The organism is Streptomyces sp. NPDC015125 (genome assembly GCF_043080045.1).
Lineage (GTDB): Bacteria > Actinomycetota > Actinomycetes > Streptomycetales > Streptomycetaceae > Streptomyces.
This window is the reverse complement of the sequence record NZ_JBIBVF010000001.1, coordinates 410,150-431,686: the sequence shown is the minus strand read 5'-3', so window position 1 is coordinate 431,686 and position 21,537 is coordinate 410,150. Positions and strand designations below refer to the sequence as shown.

Genomic DNA, 21,537 nt, shown 5'->3' with positions numbered 1-21,537 from the left:
GCCGTGACAGCGCACGCTGGGGATGACTTCACCCTGTTTCCCGAGTCGTTTGGCACACTGGTACCCATGGTGACGCGGTCCAGAGCTGGTGCGAGCACTCGCCTCGCAAACCGGCTCTTCGCTGAGTCCCTCGCAAACCGCTGCAGCCCTCGCGACACTCTGGATCTTGACAAGAAGCCGTTCGACCTCCACGCAGCAGCTCCGTTGCCTCCTCTCATGCGCGTCTACTTGTACACGATGACGACGCATCCGTCGGAGCGGCAAGAGGGTGCTTACCGCATCCAGATCATCCTGCCCAACAAGGGTCGGCACTTTGACACCACCGACGACGCGTACATAGTACTCGCTGGTTACGAACCGAACTTGGAGGTCTTTGCTCTGTGGGACGCGGACGCCCACGACGTCGGGAAAGGCATCCCCCATTCAAAGGGGGTCCAAATCCTCGAGGACACTTTGTTCGAGGCGATGTCTGCAGGAGTGGCTCGTCAGGCAAGGAAGCTCCGCGGCACTGACGAGTCAGAGACTGTGGTCGCGTCACGTCCGGACACCTTGCCGGAGGCGTTAGAGCTGCGTTGGCAACTGTCAATCGAGAGGCTCATCTCGTGAGTGATGACGGCTGGGGCAAGTCAGGATGGACTCCCGAACCGGAGTATGCGAGCGACAGGGAGGACATTCTCAGCGAGTTCTACCTGCGTGCTCTCAGCGAAGCCGTCACCTACGACCGGATTACCGGCTTCTTCGCCAGCAGCGCTCTGGCGCTGTACTGGGAAGCACTGCCTGACTTCGTGGACCGTGGCGGAAGGATGCGCATTCTCTGCTCGCCCCGCGTCACCGAGAAGGACGCACAGGGCATCGAACGCGGCTATGAAGCTCGCGACGACGACTCTCTCGCTGCCGTGCTGCGGGCCGAGTTCAATGTGCTGCTTGCGACCGACCAGCTTCGCAAGCCGGCGCTCGCTCTGGCCGCATTGATCTCCGAGAGGCTCCTTGACATCCGCCTTGCTCGGGTCGCCAACGCCTCACTCGACGATCGGCGTATGTTTCACGACAAGGTGGGACTGTTCGCTGATGCGGATGGGCAGCGCATCGGCTTCCGCGGATCCTTGAACGAGACCCACTTCGGCATCGCCTCGGACGGCAACGTCGAGTCCTTCGACGCGTGGACGAGCTGGACGGGCCGCAACGACAGCGTCAGAGTCCAGCGATCCACCGAACGTTTCGAGGACCTCTGGGCCGGTAAGAGTGACGGGGTTGAAGTCCTTGCCCTCCCCGCGCCCTTCCGGCACTGGCTACGCACTCAGGCAGACGGTGTTGACTGGCGTGAGTTCGCGGCTGAGATCACTGCGGGGATCGAGCCGGACCTTGTCGTCCGTACTACGCCAGACGGTCGGCCCCTCCGAGAGCAGCAGATTGCAGGACTCGACGAGTGGGAGCGCCACGGTAAGCGAGGGATCCTCGCCCACGCGACTGGGTCAGGCAAGACGGTTACGGGCATCACCGCGATCGTCGGCCACGAAGGGCCCGCACTCGTGGTTGCCCCTTCGCGGTTGGTTGCACGCCAGTGGAAGGAACAGATCGAGGACACGGGTCGCCGGGTGCATCTGTGCGGCGACGGTGAATTCGCCTGGAAGACGAGACTTCATAACTGGCTGACACAGCCTGCCTCGGAGCGCGTGGTGGTTGCCCTAGCTCCCACGGCAGCTCAAAAGCCTTTTGTGAACCAGGCTTCGCGCGCCAAGGGCCTCCTGCTCGTTGGCGATGAGGTTCATCGCCTGGGCGCTGTGTCGTACCGGAAGGTTCTGGAGATCGATGCCGCAGCACGCCTAGGGCTATCGGCGACGCCAGAGCGTGCGGGGGATCAGGAAGGTACCTCGGCAATCCTCGACTACTTCGGTGGGGTCATCCACCGCTACACGCTCAGGGACGCCTTGAAGGCCGGCTCCCTCTGCAACTACCTTTACTATCCGCAGCTTGTCCGGCTCAGCCCGCAAGAGCAGGATGACTGGGACGAATTGAGCAAGAAGATCGGACGGCTCGTCGCCCAATCCCACAACTCGCCCGGTGGTGCCACCAGTAGCCGGCTGGAACGCATCAGAACGCTGACGATGCAGCGAGCTCGGATCGCTAAAAAAGCTTCGGGCAAGACGCCCCTAGCTTGTTCGGTCGTGACCAACAGCTATCAGCTCGGGCAGCGTTGGCTCGTCTACTGCGACGATAAGGACCAGATGCAGGACATCGCTGACAGCCTTCGTTCTGCAGGGATCGACGCGTACGAATACTTCTCGGACATGCCGGGAGACAAGGCTGCAACGCTGCGGCACTTTGATGAAAACGGTGGCGTGATCGTCTCGATCAAGTGCTTGGACGAAGGCGTCGACATCCCCAACGCGGACCACGCTTTGATCCTGGCATCGTCCAGGAACCCTCGAGAGTTCATCCAGCGCCGCGGGCGCGTGCTGCGCAAGGCCGAAGGGAAGAGCCTCGCCACCATCTACGACGCGATCCTGCAGCCCGAGACCCTCGATGAAACGTCAGGGATGTCGCTGCTGCGGGGTGAGCTCGCCCGTGCGGGCAACTTCGCCCGAGATGCCCTGAATAGTGATGCTCGTGACCCGCTAGAACGGCTAGTTGTAGGACTCGGCGGGGATCTTGAGGCGCTCTATGAGTACCTCGGTTCTGGCGAGGAGGCGGACAATTAACCTGTCGCTTCACCTACTTCGTTCGGCGCAAGCACCCCTGTAGTAGGAGTAGAGCTCATGCGAGACAACCTTGCCCAAGTGGTCGAGTCGGTGCGTTCACGGTTCTTTGACGACAGCGTCGATCCAGTGCTGGTTCAACAAATCGTGGAGATCGAGAAGCAGTACGTTGATGATCGGCCCCGCGCGCAGGAAGCCGTGGCCCGCGCCATCCAGGAGCACCTGGACAGGAGTGTTGAGGTTTGAGGTACCAGAAGCTCACCGTCGAGAACTTCCTCGTCTTCAAGGGCGAGCAGGTGATCAACATCCCCGACAAGGACGGCGTGGTCGTCCTCTACGGCCGGAACGGCAAGGGTAAGACGTCCCTGCTCAACGCCTTCCGTTGGGCCTGGACCGGTGAAGTTCGCAAGCGGAGCACCCGCCCGCTGCCGCCCGAGGACATCACCAACAAAGTCGCCCTCGGGGAGGCGTCCGGCGCGTCAGTCCGCTGCCGTGTCCGCCTCGAGTTCGAAGCGGAGGGCGCGCAGTGGGATCTCACTCGTTCCCTCACCCGCAAGGGGGAGGAGTACTCCACTGAGCTCACGCTGCGCCGTGATGCGGTCGCCCTGAGTGCCGCCGATGCTGGGCGCAAGGTGACTGAGCTGATGCCCAGGGCGATTGAGCAGTTCTTCCTGTTCGACGGAGAGCTCCTCGACCAGTACGAAAAGCTCCTCGATGACGACAGCACCGCGGGCACCACACTCCGCGATGCCATTGAACGCATCCTCGGACTTCCCATTCTGGAGAACGCGGCACGAGACAGTGCTCGGGTGGCTGAGCGCGCCGGCGAGCTGGTCGCTGCGGCTGCGAAGCGGGACTCGAAGACGAAGAGGCTCGGCCAGGCTCTTGATGTTGAGCAGACTAGTCTCCGCGCGTTTCGCCAGAACTACGAGTCGGAGGACCAGAAGGCTAAAGACCTGGAGGCTGAGTCGGGCCAGCTTGACCAGCAGCTGGCGGAGCAGTCAGGCAAGCTCGAGACAAAGACTAGGCGTGACGAGACTCTTAAGCTCCTCAAGAGGGCAGAGGTTCAGCGCGACGTGGCCAAGGAAAAGTTCGAGGACCTCCTTGCCGAGTCGTGGAGGGCGGTGCTCGTGGAGCCGATCGAGGCCCGCATCGAACAGGACACCAAGGCGCTTGAGTCTTTCGAAGAGCAGCTGGATGAGCTGCGCTTCGCCGCCATCCTCGCCCGTCACTTCAAGGCCAGGGGGGAGGATTCCTGCCCGGTGTGTGAGTCCGGCCTGGATGCCAACAACCGTGCTGCCCTCGAGCGACATCTCCGGAGCGCTGGTTCCAGCGAACTGAGCGCCACAGAGGATCAGGCGGCAGCGCTGAAGACAAGCCTCAAGCGGCTGCGCGAGTCCGGCCGAGGGCACGAGCTTCGGGCCAACCTGAAGTCCGTCGAGGACGACTACCTGAGCCTGCAGCAGCAAATTGAGGACTACCAGGAGGATCTCGACGACTTCGAGGACAAGCTGAAGGGGCAGGACACCGGGCTCACCGAGCTCGTCCAGCGCTCCAAGAACGTCAGCATTCTCCTGCAACAGGCGAAGGTTGCGTGGAAGGCCGAGCGGGAGAAGTACGAGCAGGCCAAACAGAATGTCGCGAAGCTCGAAGACCAGATTCGCAAGACAGGCGCGGGTCAGGCTGACCCGGGTGTCTACAAGCGGCAGCGGACTGCTGAGGCTCTCGCGGAGCTCTACCAGAAGGCGATCGTGATCTATCGCGACCAGCTCAAGGAAAGCATCCAGGAGAAGGCCACCGAGCTCTTCCAGAGCATGCGATCCGAAAGTGACTACGTGAAGCTTGCGATAAACGAGTCCTACGGCTTGCGCATCCTTGACCGATCCGGAACCCCCGTAAAGCACCGGAGCGCTGGCTACGAGCACCTAGTCGCGCTGTCACTCTTGGGTGGCCTGCAGGCCAGCTCCCCCATCAGCGGGCCACTCGTTATGGACTCTCCGTTCGGACGCCTCGACGATCACCACGTTGACGGCGTCGTCGCCAACCTCGACAAGCTCAGCTCTCAGGTGTTCCTTCTGGTTCACGAGCGTGAGCTCCCCCGAGAGACTGCCCGAGAACTGCTCCGGGGCCGAATGCTGGCCGAGTTCGAGCTGTCTCGAGGGGCGTCCGCACACGAGACCAACATCCAGGAGCTTCGCAGTGTCTGACACCACCACGCGCGGACGCGTGAACATCGCTCTCACTGGCCGCGCTGAGATTGCTCGAGACGAGATCAGCGTCCGATACCCATTCCGAGAGAAACAGCAGTTGGTCCGCCTAGGTCTCGCCTACGCCCTTCGGCTCAATCTCGAACCGGTACGCGGAAGCGACTTCGGCCGCGCCGGCGACGGGCAGAACATGAACGTCGGCTCCTTTGACCCAAGCGGGGAGCTCTTCGGCCTAGTGCGTGCATTCCACCCGACATGCGATGACCCGGCAGAGGTCGCCGAGACCCTCATGAGTCTCGGCCTGGTCAAGCTCGCAGAGGATGTTCGGAACAGCGAAGTCACCCGCATCGCCGACATCCTGTATGCGAATGACGGAACCGACTGACGAGGTGCTTCCGAGGCGGGAGCTGCTGTGCATCCTCGCCAATCCGCCCTTGGGGAGCGGCGAGCGAACCAGAGCGAGGGTTGGGCTGGCCCGTGGCCTTCTCGGCTTCGAGACGTTGACGATCAGGAATCTGTTCGCCGTGCCCTCAGGCGCTGTCACGGACATCTCGACACTCGGTGCAACCCCAGCCGGATGGGACCAGGCTAGACAGCAGCTGGAACCAGCTTTCTCTGTCTGTGATGGAGTGTTGCTGGCTTAGGGCATCTCCGAACCGACCGGTGCGGCACGGAAGTACCATCGCGAACAAGTGGAGTGGGTGGTTGAAAGGCTCGTCGCCTCAAGCTGTCAGGTGTTTCAGGTTGGCGATGGACCGAGGCACCCGTCCCGCTGGCAGCGGTGGACTTCCCGGCATCACAGAGAGCTGGAGTTCTCCACCGCCCTGGAGGCGTCCCTCGAAGCCGTCAGCTTCGGCCGGGCCCCAACTCGCGTAGCCGGAACTGCCCAATGACCTGGCCACTCATGTGCTGCCAAATTTGCTTCGGGACGAAGCAGCCGCTCCGTTAGGGTGCGCTCCATGGCCGACGCCCCGATCCGTTCCAGCGGTGGCCGCATCGAACATCGTCTGGCCTGTCCCGAGCAAGCCCTGCTGGACCTGTGACCGTGGTTGACGAGCCTGCGAGGGGAGGACGCGCGGCAGGCCGAGCGGCTGAACGAGCCCGAGTCGCCCCGCCTCCCGAGGAGTGGCCGGACGCCGGATGAGGGGCATGGCTGAATTGCTGGGCTGACCTGGGGCGGCGCTCCAAGATCCTGTCCACAAATAGTCCACAGCGGTCGTCATAGGGCCGCTCAGGGCCGCATACGCCTGCACATACGCGAAGACCCCGGCCTCAGTGTTTCCACTGGTGACGGGGTCTTGGGCACCTCATAAAGGGTGCCCCCGGCAGGATTCGAACCTGCGCACACGGCTCCGGAGGCCGTTGCTCTATCCCCTGAGCTACGGGGGCGTTGCCGCCTGTGTTCTCGTGGCGACGGGTAGAACCTTACCAGCTCTGATGGGGTGTTCATGAACAGGTTTCGCGGGCGGCGGGGGAGGGGTTCGGGAAGGGTGGCGGGACCTTGTGCGGGACCTTGTAGCGCATCGCGGCGATGTGGCGGTGGCGGTCGGGGAAAGGTCCCTCACACGGGGGCGGAAGTGGGGAAAACCGGGACGCAGTCTCAAGCGGAGTCCTAGTCTCATGGTGTGCCTGGCTTGTCCGGTCGGATCCTTGTTGTCGACGACAACAAGGTGATCCGGCAGTTGATCAGGGTCAATCTCGAGCTGGAGGGCTTCGAGGTCGTGACCGCGGCTGATGGTGCCGAATGTCTGGACGTTGTGCACCACGTGAAACCTGATGTCGTGACCCTTGATGTCGTGATGCCGCGGCTCAACGGGCTGCACACCGCGGCCCGGTTGCGTTCCGATCCGCGGACGTGGGACATCCCGATCGCCATCGTCAGCGCATGTACCCAGGGCGAGGTGGACAACGGCGAGTCGGTGGGGGTGGACGCGTTTCTTGCGAAGCCGTTCGAGCCGACGGAGCTGGTGCGGACCGTGGGGATGCTGGTGCGCGAGAGGCGCCAGCGGGAACGCGGGCCCGAGGGCGGGGCCGAGGATGAGGACGGGGAGAGCGACGGGGGTGGGCGTGCGGCGGAGCGTGGTGCGTCGTCCGGCGGGGTCGCGACGTCCGGCGGGGTGGGCATGGTGGATGCGGGTGGGGAGTAGCGCAGCCCGTGTGCTGTGAGCCCGGGGGCCGTGCTCGCGTGAGTGCCGGACCCGCCCGGGATCGTCGCGCGGAGTGTCCACAGGGCGAAACCGGGTCGCAGACCTACCCCGGGTCTCCCATACGCTTGTCCTGTGACCCCCGCTGAGCTCTCCCGTACCGTCCTGCGCTCCGTGCGTGGTGCGGTGGAGGAGCAGGAGCTCTCCGTGCCCGTGCCGGCGCGGATCGTTGTCGAACCGCCGCCGCGGCCCGGGTGTGGGGACTACGCCTCCAATGTCGCGCTGCAGCTCGCGGGGCCGGCGGGGAGGCCGGCCCGGGAGGTCGCCGAGATTCTGCGGAAGCGGCTGGCCGGGAGCGCCGGGATCGCCCGGGTCGAGATCGCCGGTCCGGGTTTTTTGAACTTCACCCTGGGGGACGGGGCGCTGGTCGCCCTCGTACGGGAGGTGCTGGCGCAGGGGGACGGCTACGGCGGGGCGAGGGCGGGGCAAGACCCTGAGGTCTTCGGTGATGTCGCTGATGTCGTCGGTCCGGTGGCCGGTTCCGCGGCGGGTGGCGCTCGTGAGGCCGTGGTCGGCGAGGTGCTGGCGCGGATCGACGCGGCGGCCGGGCCCGGGAGGCGTCGGGGCGGCGGTCACCCCGCTGTCGCGCCCGTTCCGTACGACCTCGCCACCCTCACCGCCCGGCTCGGCTCCGACGAAGCGCGCTGGGTGCTGTTGCGGCCGGCCGCCCACGATCCGGTGCGGGTGCCCGAGCGGCCCGTGCAGCGGGAGAGCAATCCGCGCTTCCGGGTGCAGTATGCGTACGCGAGGGCGCGGGCGCTGGTGCGGAACGCGGGTGAGCTGGGGTTGGTGAGTGAGCCGGGGGATGTGGGGCGTCCGGCGGAGGTCGACGCGCCCTCGCCCACGGCCCGGCGCGCGCCAGAGCAAGCGCCGCAGCACTCCGCACCCGCCGCCGCCGAGTCCTTCCCCGGCCTCCACGCTCTGCAGACCCTGCTGGCCACCTACCCCTCCGTCATCGACGTCGCCGCGCGGCTGCGGGCACCGGACCGTGTGGTGCGGCATCTGGAGGCGACGGCGGATGCGTTCTTCCGGTGGCACGACCTCTTTCCGCCGCTGCCCGTCGGGGAGCAGAAACCCTTGGCCGTGCACCGCGCCCGGCTGGCCCTTGCCGAGGCCAGCGGGACGGTGCTCGCCAACGGCCTGCGTCTGCTCGGCATCTCCGCTCCCGCCCACCTCTGAACGATTTTGAGGGGATCTCCACAGCCATGAGCCGCTCCGCGCACCCTGCAGGGCCCCGGCACGCTGACGTACTGCCCGAGGGGCACTACGCCGGGCCGCCCGCCGATCTCAACACCCTCGACCCGCGGGTCTGGTCCCGTACGGTCTCCCGCAATGCCGACGGTGTGGTCACCGTCGGCGGGCTGGACGTCACCGCGCTCGCCGCGGAGTTCGGCACTCCGGCGTACTTCCTGGACGAGGACGACTTCCGGGCCCGCTGCCGGGCATGGAAGGACGCCTTCGGGCCGGGGGCGGATGTCTTCTACGCCGGGAAGGCCTTCCTGTCGCGGGCCATTGTGCGCTGGCTGAACGAGGAAGGGCTGAATCTCGACGTCTGCTCCGGCGGCGAACTGGCCACGGCGCTGGCGGCGGGAATGCCGGCCGAGAGGATCGCCCTGCACGGGAACAACAAGAGCACCGAGGAAATCACCCGGGCCGTGGAGGCGGGGGTCGGGCGGATCGTGCTCGACTCGTTCCAGGAAATTGTGCGGGTCGCGCATATCGCGCAGCGGCTGGGCAAGCGGCAGCGGGTGCAGATCCGGGTCACGGTCGGTGTCGAGGCGCATACGCACGAGTTCATCGCGACCGCGCACGAGGACCAGAAGTTCGGTATTGCGCTGGCGGACGGGCAGGCAGCGGAGGCCGTGCGTCGTGCGCTGAAGCTCGACGGGCTGGAACTCATCGGGATTCACAGCCATATCGGGTCGCAGATTTTCGATATGGCGGGATTCGAGGTGTCCGCGCGCCGCGTGGTGCAGTTGCTGACCGAGGTGCGGGACGAGCACGGAATCGAGCTGCCCGAGATCGATCTGGGTGGCGGGCTCGGCATCGCGTACACCTCGGACGACGATCCGCGGGAGCCGCACGAGATCGCGTCGGCACTGGGCGACATCGTGAGCAAGGAGTGTGCGGCGGCGGGGCTGGGCGTGCCGCGGCTGTCGGTCGAGCCGGGGCGGGCGATCGTGGGTCCCACGGCCTTCACGTTGTACGAGGTCGGCACGGTCAAGGAGCTGGAAGGCCTGCGGACGTATGTGTCCGTGGACGGCGGGATGTCGGACAACATCCGCACGGCGCTCTACGACGCGGAGTACAGCGTGGCGCTGGTGTCGCGCACCTCCGATGCCGCGCCGATGCTCTCGCGTGTGGTGGGCAAGCACTGCGAGAGCGGGGACATCGTCGTACGCGATGCCTTCCTGCCGGCCGATGTGGCGCCGGGGGACCTGCTCGCGGTGCCGGCCACCGGTGCGTACTGCCGTTCCATGGCGAGTAACTACAACCACTCGCTGCGGCCGCCCGTTGTCGCGGTAAAGAATGGTCAGGCCAGGGTGATCGTCCGGCGGGAGACGGAGGAAGATCTCCTGCGGTTGGATGTCGGGTAGGGCCGGATCGCCGGGTCCCGGACCCGGATGAAATAAATGTCTCGGCATCTGGACGTGGGGCGGAAACCGCCGTCCGGTGCGTGAGACTGGTGCATGAGCAAGCTGGAATTCGCTGATCGATGAGAAGCAGAGGTCAAATGATGCGTACGCGTCCGCTGAAGGTGGCGCTCCTGGGCTGTGGTGTTGTCGGCTCAGAGGTGACGCGCATCATGACGACGCACGCCGATGACCTCGCCGCCCGTATCGGTGCGCCCGTGGAGCTCGCCGGGATCGCCGTCCGCCGCCCCGACAAGGTGCGCGAGGGCGTCCCGGCCGAGCTGGTCACCACCGACGCGACCGCGCTGGTCAAACGGGGCGATATTGATGTCGTGATCGAGGTCATCGGCGGTATCGAGCCGGCCCGTACGCTGATCACCACCGCTTTCGAGCACGGCGCAAGTGTGGTCTCCGCCAACAAGGCGCTGGTCGCGGCGGACGGTGCGGCGCTGCACGCGGCGGCCGAGGCCAATGGTGCGGACCTCTATTACGAGGCCGCCGTCGCGGGCGCGATCCCGCTGGTACGGCCGCTGCGCGAGTCCCTGGCCGGCGACAAGGTCAACCGGGTGCTCGGCATCGTCAACGGCACCACCAACTTCATCCTCGACAAGATGGACTCCACCGGAGCCGGCTACAGCGAGGCGCTGGACGAGGCGACCGCGCTCGGCTACGCCGAGGCCGACCCGACCGCCGACGTCGAGGGCTTCGATGCCGCCGCCAAGGCCGCGATCCTGGCCGGTATCGCCTTCCACACCCGCGTGACCATCGACGATGTGCACCGCGAGGGCCTCACCGAGGTCACCGCGGCCGATATCGCCTCCGCCAAGCGGATGGGGTGCACGGTCAAGCTGCTGGCCATCTGCGAGCGGGCCGCGGACGGGGCGTCCGTGACCGCGCGGGTGCACCCCGCGATGATTCCGCTGACGCATCCGCTCGCCTCCGTCCGCGAGGCGTACAACGCGGTCTTCGTCGAGGCCGAGGCGGCCGGCCAGCTGATGTTCTACGGGCCGGGTGCGGGCGGCGCGCCGACCGCCTCCGCGGTCCTCGGCGACCTCGTCGCGGTCTGCCGCAACAAGCTCGCCGGTGCCACCGGCCCCGGTGAGTCCGCCTACACCCGGCTGCCCGTCAGCCCCATGGGCGCGGTCGTCACGCGGTACCACATCAGCCTCGACGTGGCCGATAAGCCCGGCGTTCTCGCCCAGGTCGCCACGATCTTCGCGGAACACGGCGTATCGATCGATACGGTCCGTCAGTCGGGCAAGGACGGCGAGGCATCCCTCGTCATCGTCACCCACCGAGCGGCGGACGCGGCCCTGTCGTCGACCGTCGGGGCTCTGCGCGAGCTCGACACCGTTCGTGGTGTCGCCAGCATCATGCGGGTCGAAGGGGAGTAAAGGAACCCATGTCTGCCAATTCCACTGTGACCACGGCGAGCAGCCAGTGGCGCGGAATCATCGAGGAGTACCGCGACCGGCTTCCGGTCAGCGACACGACCGAGGCCGTCACCCTCCGGGAGGGCGGCACCCCTCTGGTGCCGGCCCAGGTGCTCTCCGAGCGCACCGGCTGCGAGGTGCACCTCAAGGTCGAGGGTGCCAACCCCACCGGCTCCTTCAAGGACCGTGGCATGACGATGGCCATCACCCGTGCCAAGGAGGAGGGTGCCAAGGCGGTCATCTGTGCCTCCACCGGCAACACCTCCGCCTCGGCCGCCGCCTACGCGGTCCGGGCCGGGATGGTCTGCGCGGTGCTCGTCCCGCAGGGCAAGATCGCGCTGGGCAAGATGGGCCAGGCGCTGGTCCACGGCGCGAAGATTCTCCAGGTCGAGGGTAATTTCGACGACTGTCTGACGCTGGCCCGGCGGCTGTCCGACAACTACCCGGTCGCACTTGTGAACTCCGTGAACCCGGTGCGTATCGAGGGCCAGAAGACCGCGGCCTTCGAAATCGTCGACATGCTCCGCGATGCGCCGGACATCCATGTGCTGCCCGTCGGCAACGCCGGCAACATCACGGCGTACTGGAGGGGCTACCAGGAGTACGCGGCCGACGGCCTCGCCTCGCACACTCCGCGGATGTGGGGTTTCCAGGCCTCCGGCAGCGCGCCGATCGTGCGTGGTGAGGTCGTCAAGGACCCGCAGACCATCGCCACCGCCATCCGCATCGGCAACCCCGCCTCGTGGTCGTTCGCCGAACAGGCGCGGGACGAGTCCGGCGGTCTCATCGACGCCGTGACCGACCGTCAAATCCTGTCCGCCTACCGCCTGTTGGCCGCGCAGGAGGGGGTCTTCGTGGAGCCCGCCTCGGCCGCCTCCGTCGCCGGTCTGCTCAAGGCTGCCGAGGAGGGCAAGGTCGACCCCGGCCAGCGCATCGTCTGCACGGTGACCGGCAACGGCCTCAAGGACCCGGACTGGGCGGTGGCCGGAGCGCCGCAGCCGGTCACGGTCCCGATCGACGCGGACGCCGCGGCGGAGCGCCTCGGCCTCGCCTAGCAAGCCCGGCGCCCCCGCACGGGGGCGCAGCCGTACGGGCAGGACCTGCGCGTACGGCACCCGGGGACGGGACGGCGGATGTCCTGTCACCTCTCGCAGCAAAGTGTGCAAAGGCTGCAAAGTCCGGGGAAGGCAGCGTCGGGGCACAGGAAGGCGTGCGACACGCATCGTGCGCCTCCTGTGCGCCCTATGTCGCGACAGAACCTTCCTTCGATAGGCTGGAGCCAACTCCCCTCCCCACGGCATAACGCAGTGGCGTTCAGGGCAGGTCAGAACAGACCCCACGAGCCGGCCGGGCACTTCGGTGCCGCGGCGCTGTGTGGGGCAGTACCGCAGTATCAATCAAGGAGAGTCATCGAGCGATGGCCGGTCCCGCGTTCCGCGCCGCCGCCGTCCGGGTGCGCACCCCCGCTACCAGCGCCAATCTCGGTCCCGGCTTCGATGCCCTGGGTCTTTCCCTGGGCCTGTACGACGATGTCGTGGTGCGCGTCGCCGACTCCGGCCTGCACATCGACATCGCGGGTGAGGGTGCCGACTCCCTGCCGCGCGACGAGAGTCATCTGCTCGTCCGGTCGATGCGCACCGCCTTCGAGCTGCTCGGCGGACAGCCGCGCGGCCTGGAAATCGTCTGCGCCAACCGCATTCCGCACGGCCGCGGCCTGGGGTCTTCCTCCGCCGCCATCTGCGCAGGCATCGTCGCCGCCCGCGCGGTGACGATAGGCGGTGAGCAAAAGCTCGACGACACCGCGCTGCTGGAGCTGGCCAACGAGATCGAGGGCCACCCCGACAATGTCGCCGCCTGTCTGCTGGGCGGGTTCACGCTCGCCTGGATGGACACCGGCACCGCCCGCGCGATCCGGATGGATCCCGCCGATTCCATCGTTCCGGTGGTCTTCGTCCCCGGAAAGCCGGTGCTGACCGAGACCGCCCGTGGACTGCTGCCGCGCACCGTCCCCCATGTGGACGCCGCGGCCAACGCCGGCCGCGCCGCACTGCTCGTCGAGGCCCTGACCAGGCGCCCCGAGCTGCTGCTCGCCGCGACCGAGGACCGACTCCACCAGGAATACCGCGCTCCCGCGATGCCGGAGAGCGTGGCCCTGGTGAACCGACTGCGTGCGGACGGCGTCCCTGCAGTCGTATCCGGTGCGGGCCCGACGGTGCTCGCGCTGGTCGAGGACGCGGCGGCCGAGAAGGTCGCGGCACTGGCGGGAGAGGGGTGGGCGGCCAACCGGCTGACCCTCGACGCGGCGGGCACCTGCGTGCTGCCGCTCGCCGGGTGATCACGCGGGTGATCGACGATTGCCGGTCTTGGAGAGGGGGAATGTTTGTTGGACCCGGTAGTGTTAACCTCAAGTCAGTACTCGACGCCTGAGCGGCGCGGTGCTTCGTGTCCCCCATAGGGACCACCTTCTTCCGGGAGCCTCCCAAACTGCTTGGAGCCATGGCCTGAGCAGAAGTGAGCACGCTCCGGAATCGGCGTGACGACATGGCCAGTCTGCATCTCTTCACGCCGGAGCCATGAACTGATTCTCTCCGCCACTCCCGGCGGGACCACCGCCCCGGCCCGGTCCACAAGACCAAGGACCCAGCCGGACAGCACAACCGGTCGCCGAGCCAGACAGGCCGACGCCCGCTCCAGGGAAGGACCCTTCGTGAGCGACACCACCGATCTGATGGGCGCGCGCACCGATGGCAGTGCCACCGAGCCCGCCGCGGACGCTCCCGCCGCTCCTGCTACCGCACGGCGCCGCCGTTCCGGCACCGGCCTTGACGGCATGGTCCTGGCAGAGCTGCAGCAGGTCGCCTCCGGCCTCGGGATCAAGGGCACCGCGCGGATGCGCAAGAGCCAGCTGATCGAGGTCATCAAGGAGAAGCAGGCCGGGGGCACCTCCCAGGCCGCTTCAGGCTCTGGGGGAGGCTCGGGCTCCGCGGCCAAGGCCGATGCGCCCGCCGACACCGAGACCAAGCCCAAGCGCCGTACGACCTCCAAGGCCCGTACCGGCGAGGACAGCGCAGAGCAGACCGCCGGCAAGTCCGCCAAGGGCGGCAAGGCCGCGGACAAGTCCGGCGCCCAGCAGCAGATCGACATCCCCGGCCAGCCGGTCAGCGACGAGCAGCCGGCCGGTGAGCGCCGCCGGCGCCGTGCCACCGCCGCCGCGGGCAGCCCCGAGGGCGCCTCGGGCGACGTCAAGACCGAGACCAGGGTCGAGGCGAAGACCGAGGTCAAGGCGGATGCCAAGACCGACACCGCGACCACCCCGCAGGACACCGGCGAGGGCCGGCCGAGCAAGGGCGGCGAGCGTCAGGACCGCGGCGACCGTCAGGACCGCGGCCAGAAGGGCGACCGCGGCGACCGCGGCCAGCGCCAGCGTGACCGCGGTGACCGCGGTGACCGCGGTGACCGCCGCAAGGGCGACGCCGGCGACGGCGGTCAGGGCGGCCAGGGCGGTCAGGGCGGCCAGCGCCAGCGGGACCGCCGTACCGATGACGACGACGACTTCGAGGGCGGCCGCCGTGGCCGTCGCGGCCGCTACCGCGACCGCCGTGGCCGCCGCGGGGGCCGCGAGGACTTCGGCAACGAGCCGCAGGTCTCCGAGGACGACGTCCTGATCCCGGTCGCGGGCATCCTCGACATCCTCGACAACTACGCGTTCATCCGGACCTCCGGCTACCTGCCCGGTCCGAACGACGTGTACGTCTCGCTCGCCCAGGTCCGCAAGAACGGCCTGCGCAAGGGTGACCACGTCACCGGCGCGGTCCGCCAGCCCAAGGACGGCGAGCGGCGCGAGAAGTTCAACGCGCTGGTCCGGCTCGACACCGTCAACAGCGTGGCGCCCGAACAGGGCCGCGGGCGGCCGGAGTTCGGGAAGCTGACGCCCCTTTACCCGCAGGAGCGACTGCGCCTGGAGGGGGAGTCGGGCGGTCTGACGACCCGGATCATCGACCTGGTCACGCCGATCGGCAAGGGCCAGCGTGGTCTGATCGTGGCCCCGCCGAAGACCGGCAAGACCATGATCATGCAGGCGGTCGCCAACTCGATCACCCGCAACAACCCCGAGTGCCACCTGATGGTCGTCCTGGTCGACGAGCGTCCGGAAGAGGTCACCGACATGCAGCGGTCGGTGAAGGGCGAGGTCATCTCCTCGACCTTCGACCGCCCGGCCGAGGACCACACCACCGTCGCCGAGCTGGCCATCGAGCGTGCCAAGCGCCTGGTCGAGCTGGGTCACGACGTGGTCGTCCTGCTGGACTCGATCACCCGTCTGGGCCGTGCGTACAACCTCGCCGCCCCGGCCTCCGGCCGCATCCTGTCCGGTGGTGTCGACTCGACCGCGCTCTACCCGCCGAAGCGCTTCTTCGGTGCGGCGCGCAACATCGAGGACGGCGGTTCGCTGACCATCCTGGCCACCGCGCTGGTCGAGACCGGCTCGCGGATGGACGAGGTGATCTTCGAGGAGTTCAAGGGCACCGGCAACCTGGAGCTCAAGCTCGACCGCAAGCTCTCGGACAAGCGCATCTTCCCGGCGGTGGACGTGGACGCGTCCAGCACCCGTAAGGAAGAGATCCTCATGGGCAGCGACGAGCTCGCCGTCGTGTGGAAGCTGCGCCGGGTGCTGCACGCACTGGACCAGCAGCAGGCCATCGAGCTGCTGCTGGACAAGATGAAGCAGACGAAGTCCAACGCGGAGTTCCTGCTGCAGATCCAGAAGACGACGCCGACCGCGGGCAACGGCAACGACTGACGCCCGTAGGGCGCGTCCCGGCGCCGTACCGCACAGCCCCCCTCACCCGCAGAAGGGTGAGGGGGGCTGTGTGCTGGGCGGGGCCGGGTGCGGTGCGGCCGCGGGGCGGCATCGGGGGAGAGTGCCCGCGCGCCGCGGGGCGGCCGTACACACGCCGCGCTTGAGACCTTCCGCACAGATCCATGCAAGCCGCATGGTTTCAGCCAAGCCGGGAAAAGGGCCGAAAGTCCAGGTGGGGAGGACGAAGGTCCTGGGCCTGTGGAGCGGACCGCCGCGGATTTCTAAGAAAGCGCTCATGACTCGCTGTGCAACCCTTCCCGTCGACCTCCCGTCTGACAAGGAGCAACGGGCCGTGTCAGCACACAGCACGGCGGCGGCGAGGGGCAGCCGAGCGAATGAGGACTGAGGAGCAGATGGCGGACAGCAACGGGACCGCGAAGACGGCCGAAAGCCGTGCCCGCGGCATACGTGCCACGGGCCGCCGGCGAAAGGGCCCGACCCGACGCCGCCGAGCAGTGACCATCACCCTGTGCACGCTGACCAGCGTCGTGCTGCTGGGTGGGGCCGGACTCGGCTACGTCTACTTCAAGCTCAACGGCAATCTGAAGGGCGTCGACATCAACGCCGCCCTCGGACATGACCGGCCGAAGGCGGTCGACAACGGCTCGATGAACATCCTCGTGATGGGGTCCGACTCCCGTGCCGGAAAGAACGGGGAGTACGGCAAGGACGAGGGTGCCGCGCGGTCCGACACGGCGATGATCGTGCACGTGTACAAGGGCCACAAGAAGGCCAGCGTGGTCAGCGTCCCCCGGGACACCATGATCAAGCGCCCCGACTGCACCACCAAGGACGGCAAGGACGTCCCCGGCGCGCAGCGGGCGATGTTCAACACGGCGTTCGAGGTCGGCGGGCCGACCTGCGCGGTCAGGACCGTCGAGTCGATCAGCAACGTCCGTATGAACCACTTCGTCGAGGTCGACTTCACCGGCTTCAAGAAGCTCATCGACGCGCTGGGCGGGGTGGACGTCACCACCAGCAAGGCGATCGACGACGACCACAGCCATCTGCACCTGCAGCCCGGCAAGCACACCCTCGACGGCGAGCAGTCGCTCGGCCTCGTCCGGACCCGGCACGGGGTGCCCGGCGGCGACGGCAGCGACCTGGGCCGCATCCAGCTGCAGCAGACGTTCATCAAGGCTCTGATGAACCAGGTCAAGAACGTCGGGGTGTTCACCAACCCCACCAAGCTTTACGACATCGCCGATACGGCCACCAAGGCCATCACCACCGACACCGACCTCAACTCGGTCAGCGAGCTGGCCGGCCTGGCCAAGAGCCTGGGCGGCATCGGGTCGGAGAACATCGACATGGTGACGCTGCCGGTGACGTACGACCCCGCCAACCCGGACCGCGTGGTGCCGCTGATGAAGAAGAGCGGGCAGGTCTGGGACGCGCTGCGCCAGGACAAGGACATCCCCAAGTCCGCGATCAAGGGCTCGGCCGGTGACCAGGGCGGCACGGACAAGTACGTGAAGTAGCCGGAAGGCGGGGGTTCCGGGGCCCGGCGGCCCCGGAACCGGCCGGGGAATAGTTGCGGCCGTACCCCGGTTTTGGGAGATACGGCTAGTCCTGGCAGACTGGACCGTCGGCCCCGGTTCACGTGACGCAATCCGCAGCACGACCCGGAGCACTCCCGAACCTAGGAGAATCCCTTGAAGCGCGACATCCACCCGGAGTACGTCGAGACCCAGGTCAGCTGCACCTGTGGCGCGTCCTTCACCACCCGTAGCACGGTCGCCGGCGGCACCATCCGCGCCGACATCTGCTCCGAGTGCCACCCGTTCTACACGGGCAAGCAGAAGATCATGGACACGGGCGGCCGCGTGGCCCGCTTCGAGGCCCGCTTCGGCAAGGGCGCTGCAGCCGCCAAGAAGTAGCGACCCGCACGGCGCCGGTCTCCGGTCGCCCCTGCCCAGGGGTGACCGGACCGGCGTTTTGTCGTCCTGGCCCTTGGCTCCCGTACGGGGGGCCGGGGCCCGCGGCGCAGCCGCAGATGTGCCAGCGCCCCGGTACCCGGGTCACCACAGCAGCCAGTAGAGGAACCCACGATGTTCGAGGCGGTCGAGGAACTGATCGGCGAGCACGCCGATCTCGAGAAGCGGCTGGCCGACCCCGCGGTCCACGCCGACCAGCGCGAGGCCATGCGGCTCAACAAGCGCTACGCGGAGCTCACCCCGATCATCGCGACGTACCGCGACTGGAAGCAGACCGGCGACGACACGGAGACCGCGCGTGAACTCGCCGCGGACGACCCGGACTTCGCCGACGAGGTCAAGGAGCTCGACGCCCGGCGCGGGGAGCTGACCGAAAAGCTGCGGCTGCTGCTCGTCCCGCGCGACCCCAGCGACGACAAGGACGTCATCCTGGAGGTCAAGGCCGGCGAAGGCGGCGAGGAGTCCGCGCTGTTCGCCGGCGATCTGCTGCGGATGTACCTGCGCTACGCCGAACGGGCCGGCTGGAAGACCGAGATCCTCGAAGCCAACGAGTCCGACCTCGGCGGCTACAAGGACGTCCAGGTCGCCGTGAAGACCAAGGGCGGGGGCGGCGCCACCGAGCCGGGGCAGGGCGTCTGGGCGCGGCTGAAGTACGAGGGCGGGGTGCACCGCGTCCAGCGCGTGCCCGCCACCGAGTCGCAGGGCCGGATCCACACCTCCGCGGCCGGCGTGCTGGTCACGCCCGAGGCCGAGGAGGTCGAGGTCGAGATCGGCCCCAACGACCTGCGGATCGACGTCTACCGCTCCTCCGGGCCCGGTGGCCAGTCCGTCAACACCACCGACTCCGCGGTGCGCATCACCCACCTGCCCACCGGCATCGTCGTCTCCTGCCAGAACGAGAAGAGCCAGCTCCAGAACAAGGAACAGGCGATGCGCATCCTGCGCTCCCGGCTGCTGGCCGCCGCCCAGGAAGAGGCCGAGCGGGAGGCGTCGGACGCCCGGCGCAGCCAGGTCCGCACGGTTGACCGCTCCGAGCGCATCCGTACGTACAACTTCCCGGAAAACCGCATCTCGGACCACCGGGTCGGCTTCAAGGCGTACAACTTGGACCAGGTGCTCGACGGCGAACTCGACCCGGTCATCCAGGCGTGTGTCGACGCCGACTCGGCCGCCAAGCTCGCCGCCGCCCAGTAGACCCGCAGGATCCGTACGCACCGGCCTCCGGCCCCGTCCCCGGGGCGCCCCAAGCCCCCCGGACGGCCCGGCACCGCACAATGAAGACGCAGCGCACTAGGAGGAAGGCCCCGTGAACCTTCTGCTCGCCGAGGTGGCCCAGGCCACCCAGCGGCTGGCCGACGCCGGTGTGCCCTCGCCGCGCTTCGACGCCGAGGAACTCGCCGCGTTCGTGCACGGCGTCAAGCGGGGGGAGCTGCACCACGTCAAGGACGCGGACTTCGACGCCCGCTACTGGGAGGCCGTCGCCCGCCGCGAGGCGCGTGAGCCGCTCCAGCACATCACCGGCCGGGCGTTCTTCCGCTACCTCGAACTCGCCGTCGGGCCCGGGGTGTTCGTGCCCCGCCCGGAGACCGAGTCGGTGGTCGGCTGGGCGATAGACGCCGTACGGGCCATGGACGTCGTCGAGCCGCTGATCGTCGACCTGTGCACCGGCTCGGGGGCCATCGCCCTCGCCCTGGCCCAGGAGGTGCCCCGTTCGCGGGTGCACGCCGTGGAGCTGTCCGAACAGGCGCTGGACTACGCCCGCAAGAACGTCGAGGGGTCCCGCGTCGTTCTCCATCAGGGCGACGCGCTGACCGCGCTTCCCGAACTGGACGGGCAGGTCGACCTGGTCGTCTCCAACCCGCCGTACATCCCGCTGACCGAGTGGGAGTACGTCGCACCCGAGGCCCGCGACCACGACCCCGAGCTCGCGCTGTTCTCGGGCCAGGACGGCCTGGACACCATCCGGGGCATCGAGCGGACCGCACACCGCCTGCTGCGTCCCGGCGGAGTGGTCGTCATCGAGCATGCCGACACCCAGGGCGGGCAGGTGCCGTGGATCTTCACCGAGGAGCGGGGCTGGGCCGATGCGGCCGACCACCCGGACCTCAACAACAGGCCCCGTTTCGCCACCGCGCGCCGGGCGACGCCATGACGCGTTCCGCTTCGGCGCCTGATGCAGCCGATGCATCCGAAGTATTCGTTTCGCACGAGGAGGTCCCGTAATGGCACGGCGATACGACTGCAGCGACGCGACCGACCGCACCACCGGTCTGCGCGAGGCCGCCTCGGCCGTCCGCCGCGGTGAGCTGGTCGTGCTGCCCACCGACACCGTCTACGGCATCGGTGCGGACGCCTTCAGCGCCGAGGCCGTCGGCGACCTGCTGGAGGCCAAGGGCCGCGGCCGCGGTATGCCCTCCCCGGTCCTCGTCGGGTCCCCCAACACCCTGCACGGCCTGGTCACCGACTTCTCCGAGTCGGCCTGGGAGCTGGTCGACGCCTTCTGGCCCGGTGCGCTCACCCTCGTCGCCAAGCACCAGCCGTCCCTGACCTGGGACCTGGGCGAGACCCGGGGCACGGTCGCGGTGCGGATGCCGCTGCACCCCGTCGCGATCGAGCTGCTCACCGAATTCGGCCCGATGGCCGTCTCCAGTGCCAACCTCACCGGCCACCCGTCCCCGCAGGACTGCGACGCCGCACAGGAAATGCTCGGCGACTCGGTCTCCGTCTACCTCGACGGCGGTCCGACGCCCGCCGCGGTGCCTTCCTCGATCGTCGATGTCACCGGCAAGATCCCGGTGCTGCTGCGCGAAGGCGCGCTCAGCGCGGAGGAGCTGCGCAAGGTGGTACCCGAGCTCGAGGTGGCCAATTGATGGCGCCCCTGGGGCGTGGCATAGCGGGACCAGGCACCGGCACCCACCCCCCTGTACCCCCCTCACCCCCTTTTCGGATCCTCCACGTCAGCACCGGCAACGTCTGCCGCTCACCGATCACCGAGCGGCTGCACCGCCGTGCCCTGGAGCTGCGGCTGGGCGATGCCCGCAGCGGCGGGCTGCTCGTGGAGAGCGCCGGCACCTGGGGCCACGAAGGCGCACCGATGGAGACCCACGCCGCGACGGTGCTCACCGACTACGGCGCGGACCCGGCCGGCTTCCTCGGCCGTGAACTGCTCGACGAGCACGTCATCCGCGCCGACCTGGTGCTCACCGCCACCCGTGACCACCGCGCCCAGGTCATCTCGATGGGCCACTCCGCGGGGCTGCGCACCTTCACGCTCAAGGAGTTCAACCGGCTGGTGCGGGCCATAGACCCGGCCACGCTGCCCGAGCCCGACCCGGACCGGCCGGACGGCGGGCTGGTCGAGCGCGCCCGTGCGCTGGTCGGCGCCGCCGCGGCGCTGCGCGGCTGGCTGCTGGCGCCCAACCCGGAGTCCGACGAGGTCTACGACCCCTACGGGGCACCCATCACCTTCTTCCGCTCCATCGGCGACGAGATCAACCAGGCGCTGGACCCGGTCGTCACCGCCCTCACCGGGCTCCCGGCGCGGGCCTGAGGCCTGTCTCCCCCTGGAG

General features: G+C 68.1%; 18 protein-coding genes and 1 tRNA gene. 18 read left to right on the top strand and 1 reads right to left on the bottom strand.

Annotated features, from left to right (window positions below):
* The first annotated feature begins 3 nt into the window (after positions 1 to 3).
* From ACF088_RS01830 to ACF088_RS01810, 5 genes are read left to right on the top strand one after another with little or no spacing between them, the layout of a single operon-like run.
* Positions 4 to 606, top strand: coding sequence for a hypothetical protein (locus ACF088_RS01830; RefSeq protein ID WP_392373403.1), 603 nt, complete (start codon positions 4 to 6; stop codon positions 604 to 606).
* Complete coding sequence (locus ACF088_RS01825; RefSeq protein WP_392373402.1) at positions 603 to 2,699, top strand: DEAD/DEAH box helicase family protein; 2,097 nt, start codon at positions 603 to 605, stop codon at positions 2,697 to 2,699. Before ACF088_RS01830 ends, ACF088_RS01825 begins: the two co-directional genes overlap by 4 nt.
* 57 nt (positions 2,700 to 2,756) lie before the next feature.
* Entirely contained in the window at positions 2,757 to 2,942 is a 186-nt protein-coding gene (locus tag ACF088_RS01820; protein ID WP_392373401.1) for a hypothetical protein, read from the top strand.
* Positions 2,939 to 4,903 (top strand): AAA family ATPase, encoded by a 1,965-nt coding sequence (locus ACF088_RS01815; RefSeq protein WP_392373400.1) that lies wholly within the window; start codon positions 2,939 to 2,941, stop codon positions 4,901 to 4,903. The genes ACF088_RS01820 and ACF088_RS01815 overlap by 4 nt, the downstream gene beginning before the upstream one ends.
* Complete coding sequence (locus ACF088_RS01810) at positions 4,896 to 5,288, top strand: hypothetical protein (protein ID WP_392373399.1); 393 nt, start codon at positions 4,896 to 4,898, stop codon at positions 5,286 to 5,288. The genes ACF088_RS01815 and ACF088_RS01810 overlap by 8 nt, the downstream gene beginning before the upstream one ends.
* Positions 5,289 to 6,220: 932 nt before the next feature.
* Here the strand turns inward: ACF088_RS01810 and ACF088_RS01805 are convergent.
* Positions 6,221 to 6,292: transfer RNA gene (locus ACF088_RS01805), tRNA-Arg, on the bottom strand.
* A gap of 236 nt (positions 6,293 to 6,528) precedes the next feature.
* Between ACF088_RS01805 and ACF088_RS01800 the strand changes: the two genes are divergently transcribed.
* The 13 genes from ACF088_RS01800 (at position 6,529) to ACF088_RS01740 (ending at position 21,518) form a co-directional block, all read left to right on the top strand.
* Positions 6,529 to 7,050, top strand: a complete 522-nt coding sequence (locus tag ACF088_RS01800) for a PleD family two-component system response regulator (RefSeq protein WP_392373398.1) — start codon at positions 6,529 to 6,531, stop codon at positions 7,048 to 7,050.
* A 132-nt stretch (positions 7,051 to 7,182) separates the two neighbouring features.
* Positions 7,183 to 8,286 carry an ArgS-related anticodon-binding protein NrtL gene (gene nrtL, locus ACF088_RS01795; RefSeq protein ID WP_392373397.1) on the top strand — a complete coding sequence of 368 codons (1,104 nt, stop codon included), beginning with the start codon at positions 7,183 to 7,185 and terminating at the stop codon, positions 8,284 to 8,286.
* A gap of 26 nt (positions 8,287 to 8,312) precedes the next feature.
* On the top strand, positions 8,313 to 9,704 hold the full coding sequence (gene lysA / locus ACF088_RS01790; protein WP_392373396.1) for a diaminopimelate decarboxylase: 1,392 nt from the start codon (positions 8,313 to 8,315) through the stop codon (positions 9,702 to 9,704).
* Positions 9,705 to 9,841: 137 nt separating this feature from the next.
* Entirely contained in the window at positions 9,842 to 11,134 is a 1,293-nt protein-coding gene (locus ACF088_RS01785) for a homoserine dehydrogenase (RefSeq protein ID WP_392373395.1), read from the top strand.
* Between the two features lie 8 nt (positions 11,135 to 11,142).
* Positions 11,143 to 12,228 carry a threonine synthase gene (gene thrC, locus ACF088_RS01780; protein ID WP_392373394.1) on the top strand — a complete coding sequence of 362 codons (1,086 nt, stop codon included), beginning with the start codon at positions 11,143 to 11,145 and terminating at the stop codon, positions 12,226 to 12,228.
* Positions 12,229 to 12,590: 362 nt separating this feature from the next.
* On the top strand, positions 12,591 to 13,508 hold the full coding sequence (gene thrB / locus ACF088_RS01775) for a homoserine kinase (protein WP_392373393.1): 918 nt from the start codon (positions 12,591 to 12,593) through the stop codon (positions 13,506 to 13,508).
* 372 nt (positions 13,509 to 13,880) lie between these two features.
* Complete coding sequence (gene rho / locus ACF088_RS01770; protein WP_392373392.1) at positions 13,881 to 15,971, top strand: transcription termination factor Rho; 2,091 nt, start codon at positions 13,881 to 13,883, stop codon at positions 15,969 to 15,971.
* A gap of 413 nt (positions 15,972 to 16,384) precedes the next feature.
* Positions 16,385 to 17,512 carry an LCP family protein gene (locus ACF088_RS01765; protein WP_392373965.1) on the top strand — a complete coding sequence of 376 codons (1,128 nt, stop codon included), beginning with the start codon at positions 16,385 to 16,387 and terminating at the stop codon, positions 17,510 to 17,512.
* A gap of 174 nt (positions 17,513 to 17,686) precedes the next feature.
* A complete protein-coding gene (gene rpmE, locus ACF088_RS01760; RefSeq protein ID WP_086716401.1) occupies positions 17,687 to 17,911 on the top strand; it encodes a 50S ribosomal protein L31 in 225 nt (74 codons plus the stop codon).
* A gap of 171 nt (positions 17,912 to 18,082) precedes the next feature.
* Entirely contained in the window at positions 18,083 to 19,162 is a 1,080-nt protein-coding gene (prfA, locus tag ACF088_RS01755) for a peptide chain release factor 1 (protein WP_392373391.1), read from the top strand.
* A gap of 112 nt (positions 19,163 to 19,274) precedes the next feature.
* Positions 19,275 to 20,120 carry a peptide chain release factor N(5)-glutamine methyltransferase gene (gene prmC / locus ACF088_RS01750; RefSeq protein ID WP_382859776.1) on the top strand — a complete coding sequence of 282 codons (846 nt, stop codon included), beginning with the start codon at positions 19,275 to 19,277 and terminating at the stop codon, positions 20,118 to 20,120.
* A 70-nt stretch (positions 20,121 to 20,190) separates the two neighbouring features.
* Positions 20,191 to 20,838: an L-threonylcarbamoyladenylate synthase gene (locus ACF088_RS01745; RefSeq protein ID WP_392373390.1), complete on the top strand. Its 648-nt coding sequence runs from the start codon at positions 20,191 to 20,193 to the stop codon at positions 20,836 to 20,838.
* Positions 20,838 to 21,518: a protein-tyrosine-phosphatase gene (locus tag ACF088_RS01740; protein WP_392373389.1), complete on the top strand. Its 681-nt coding sequence runs from the start codon at positions 20,838 to 20,840 to the stop codon at positions 21,516 to 21,518. The genes ACF088_RS01745 and ACF088_RS01740 overlap by 1 nt, the downstream gene beginning before the upstream one ends.
* Positions 21,519 to 21,537: the final 19 nt, after the last annotated feature.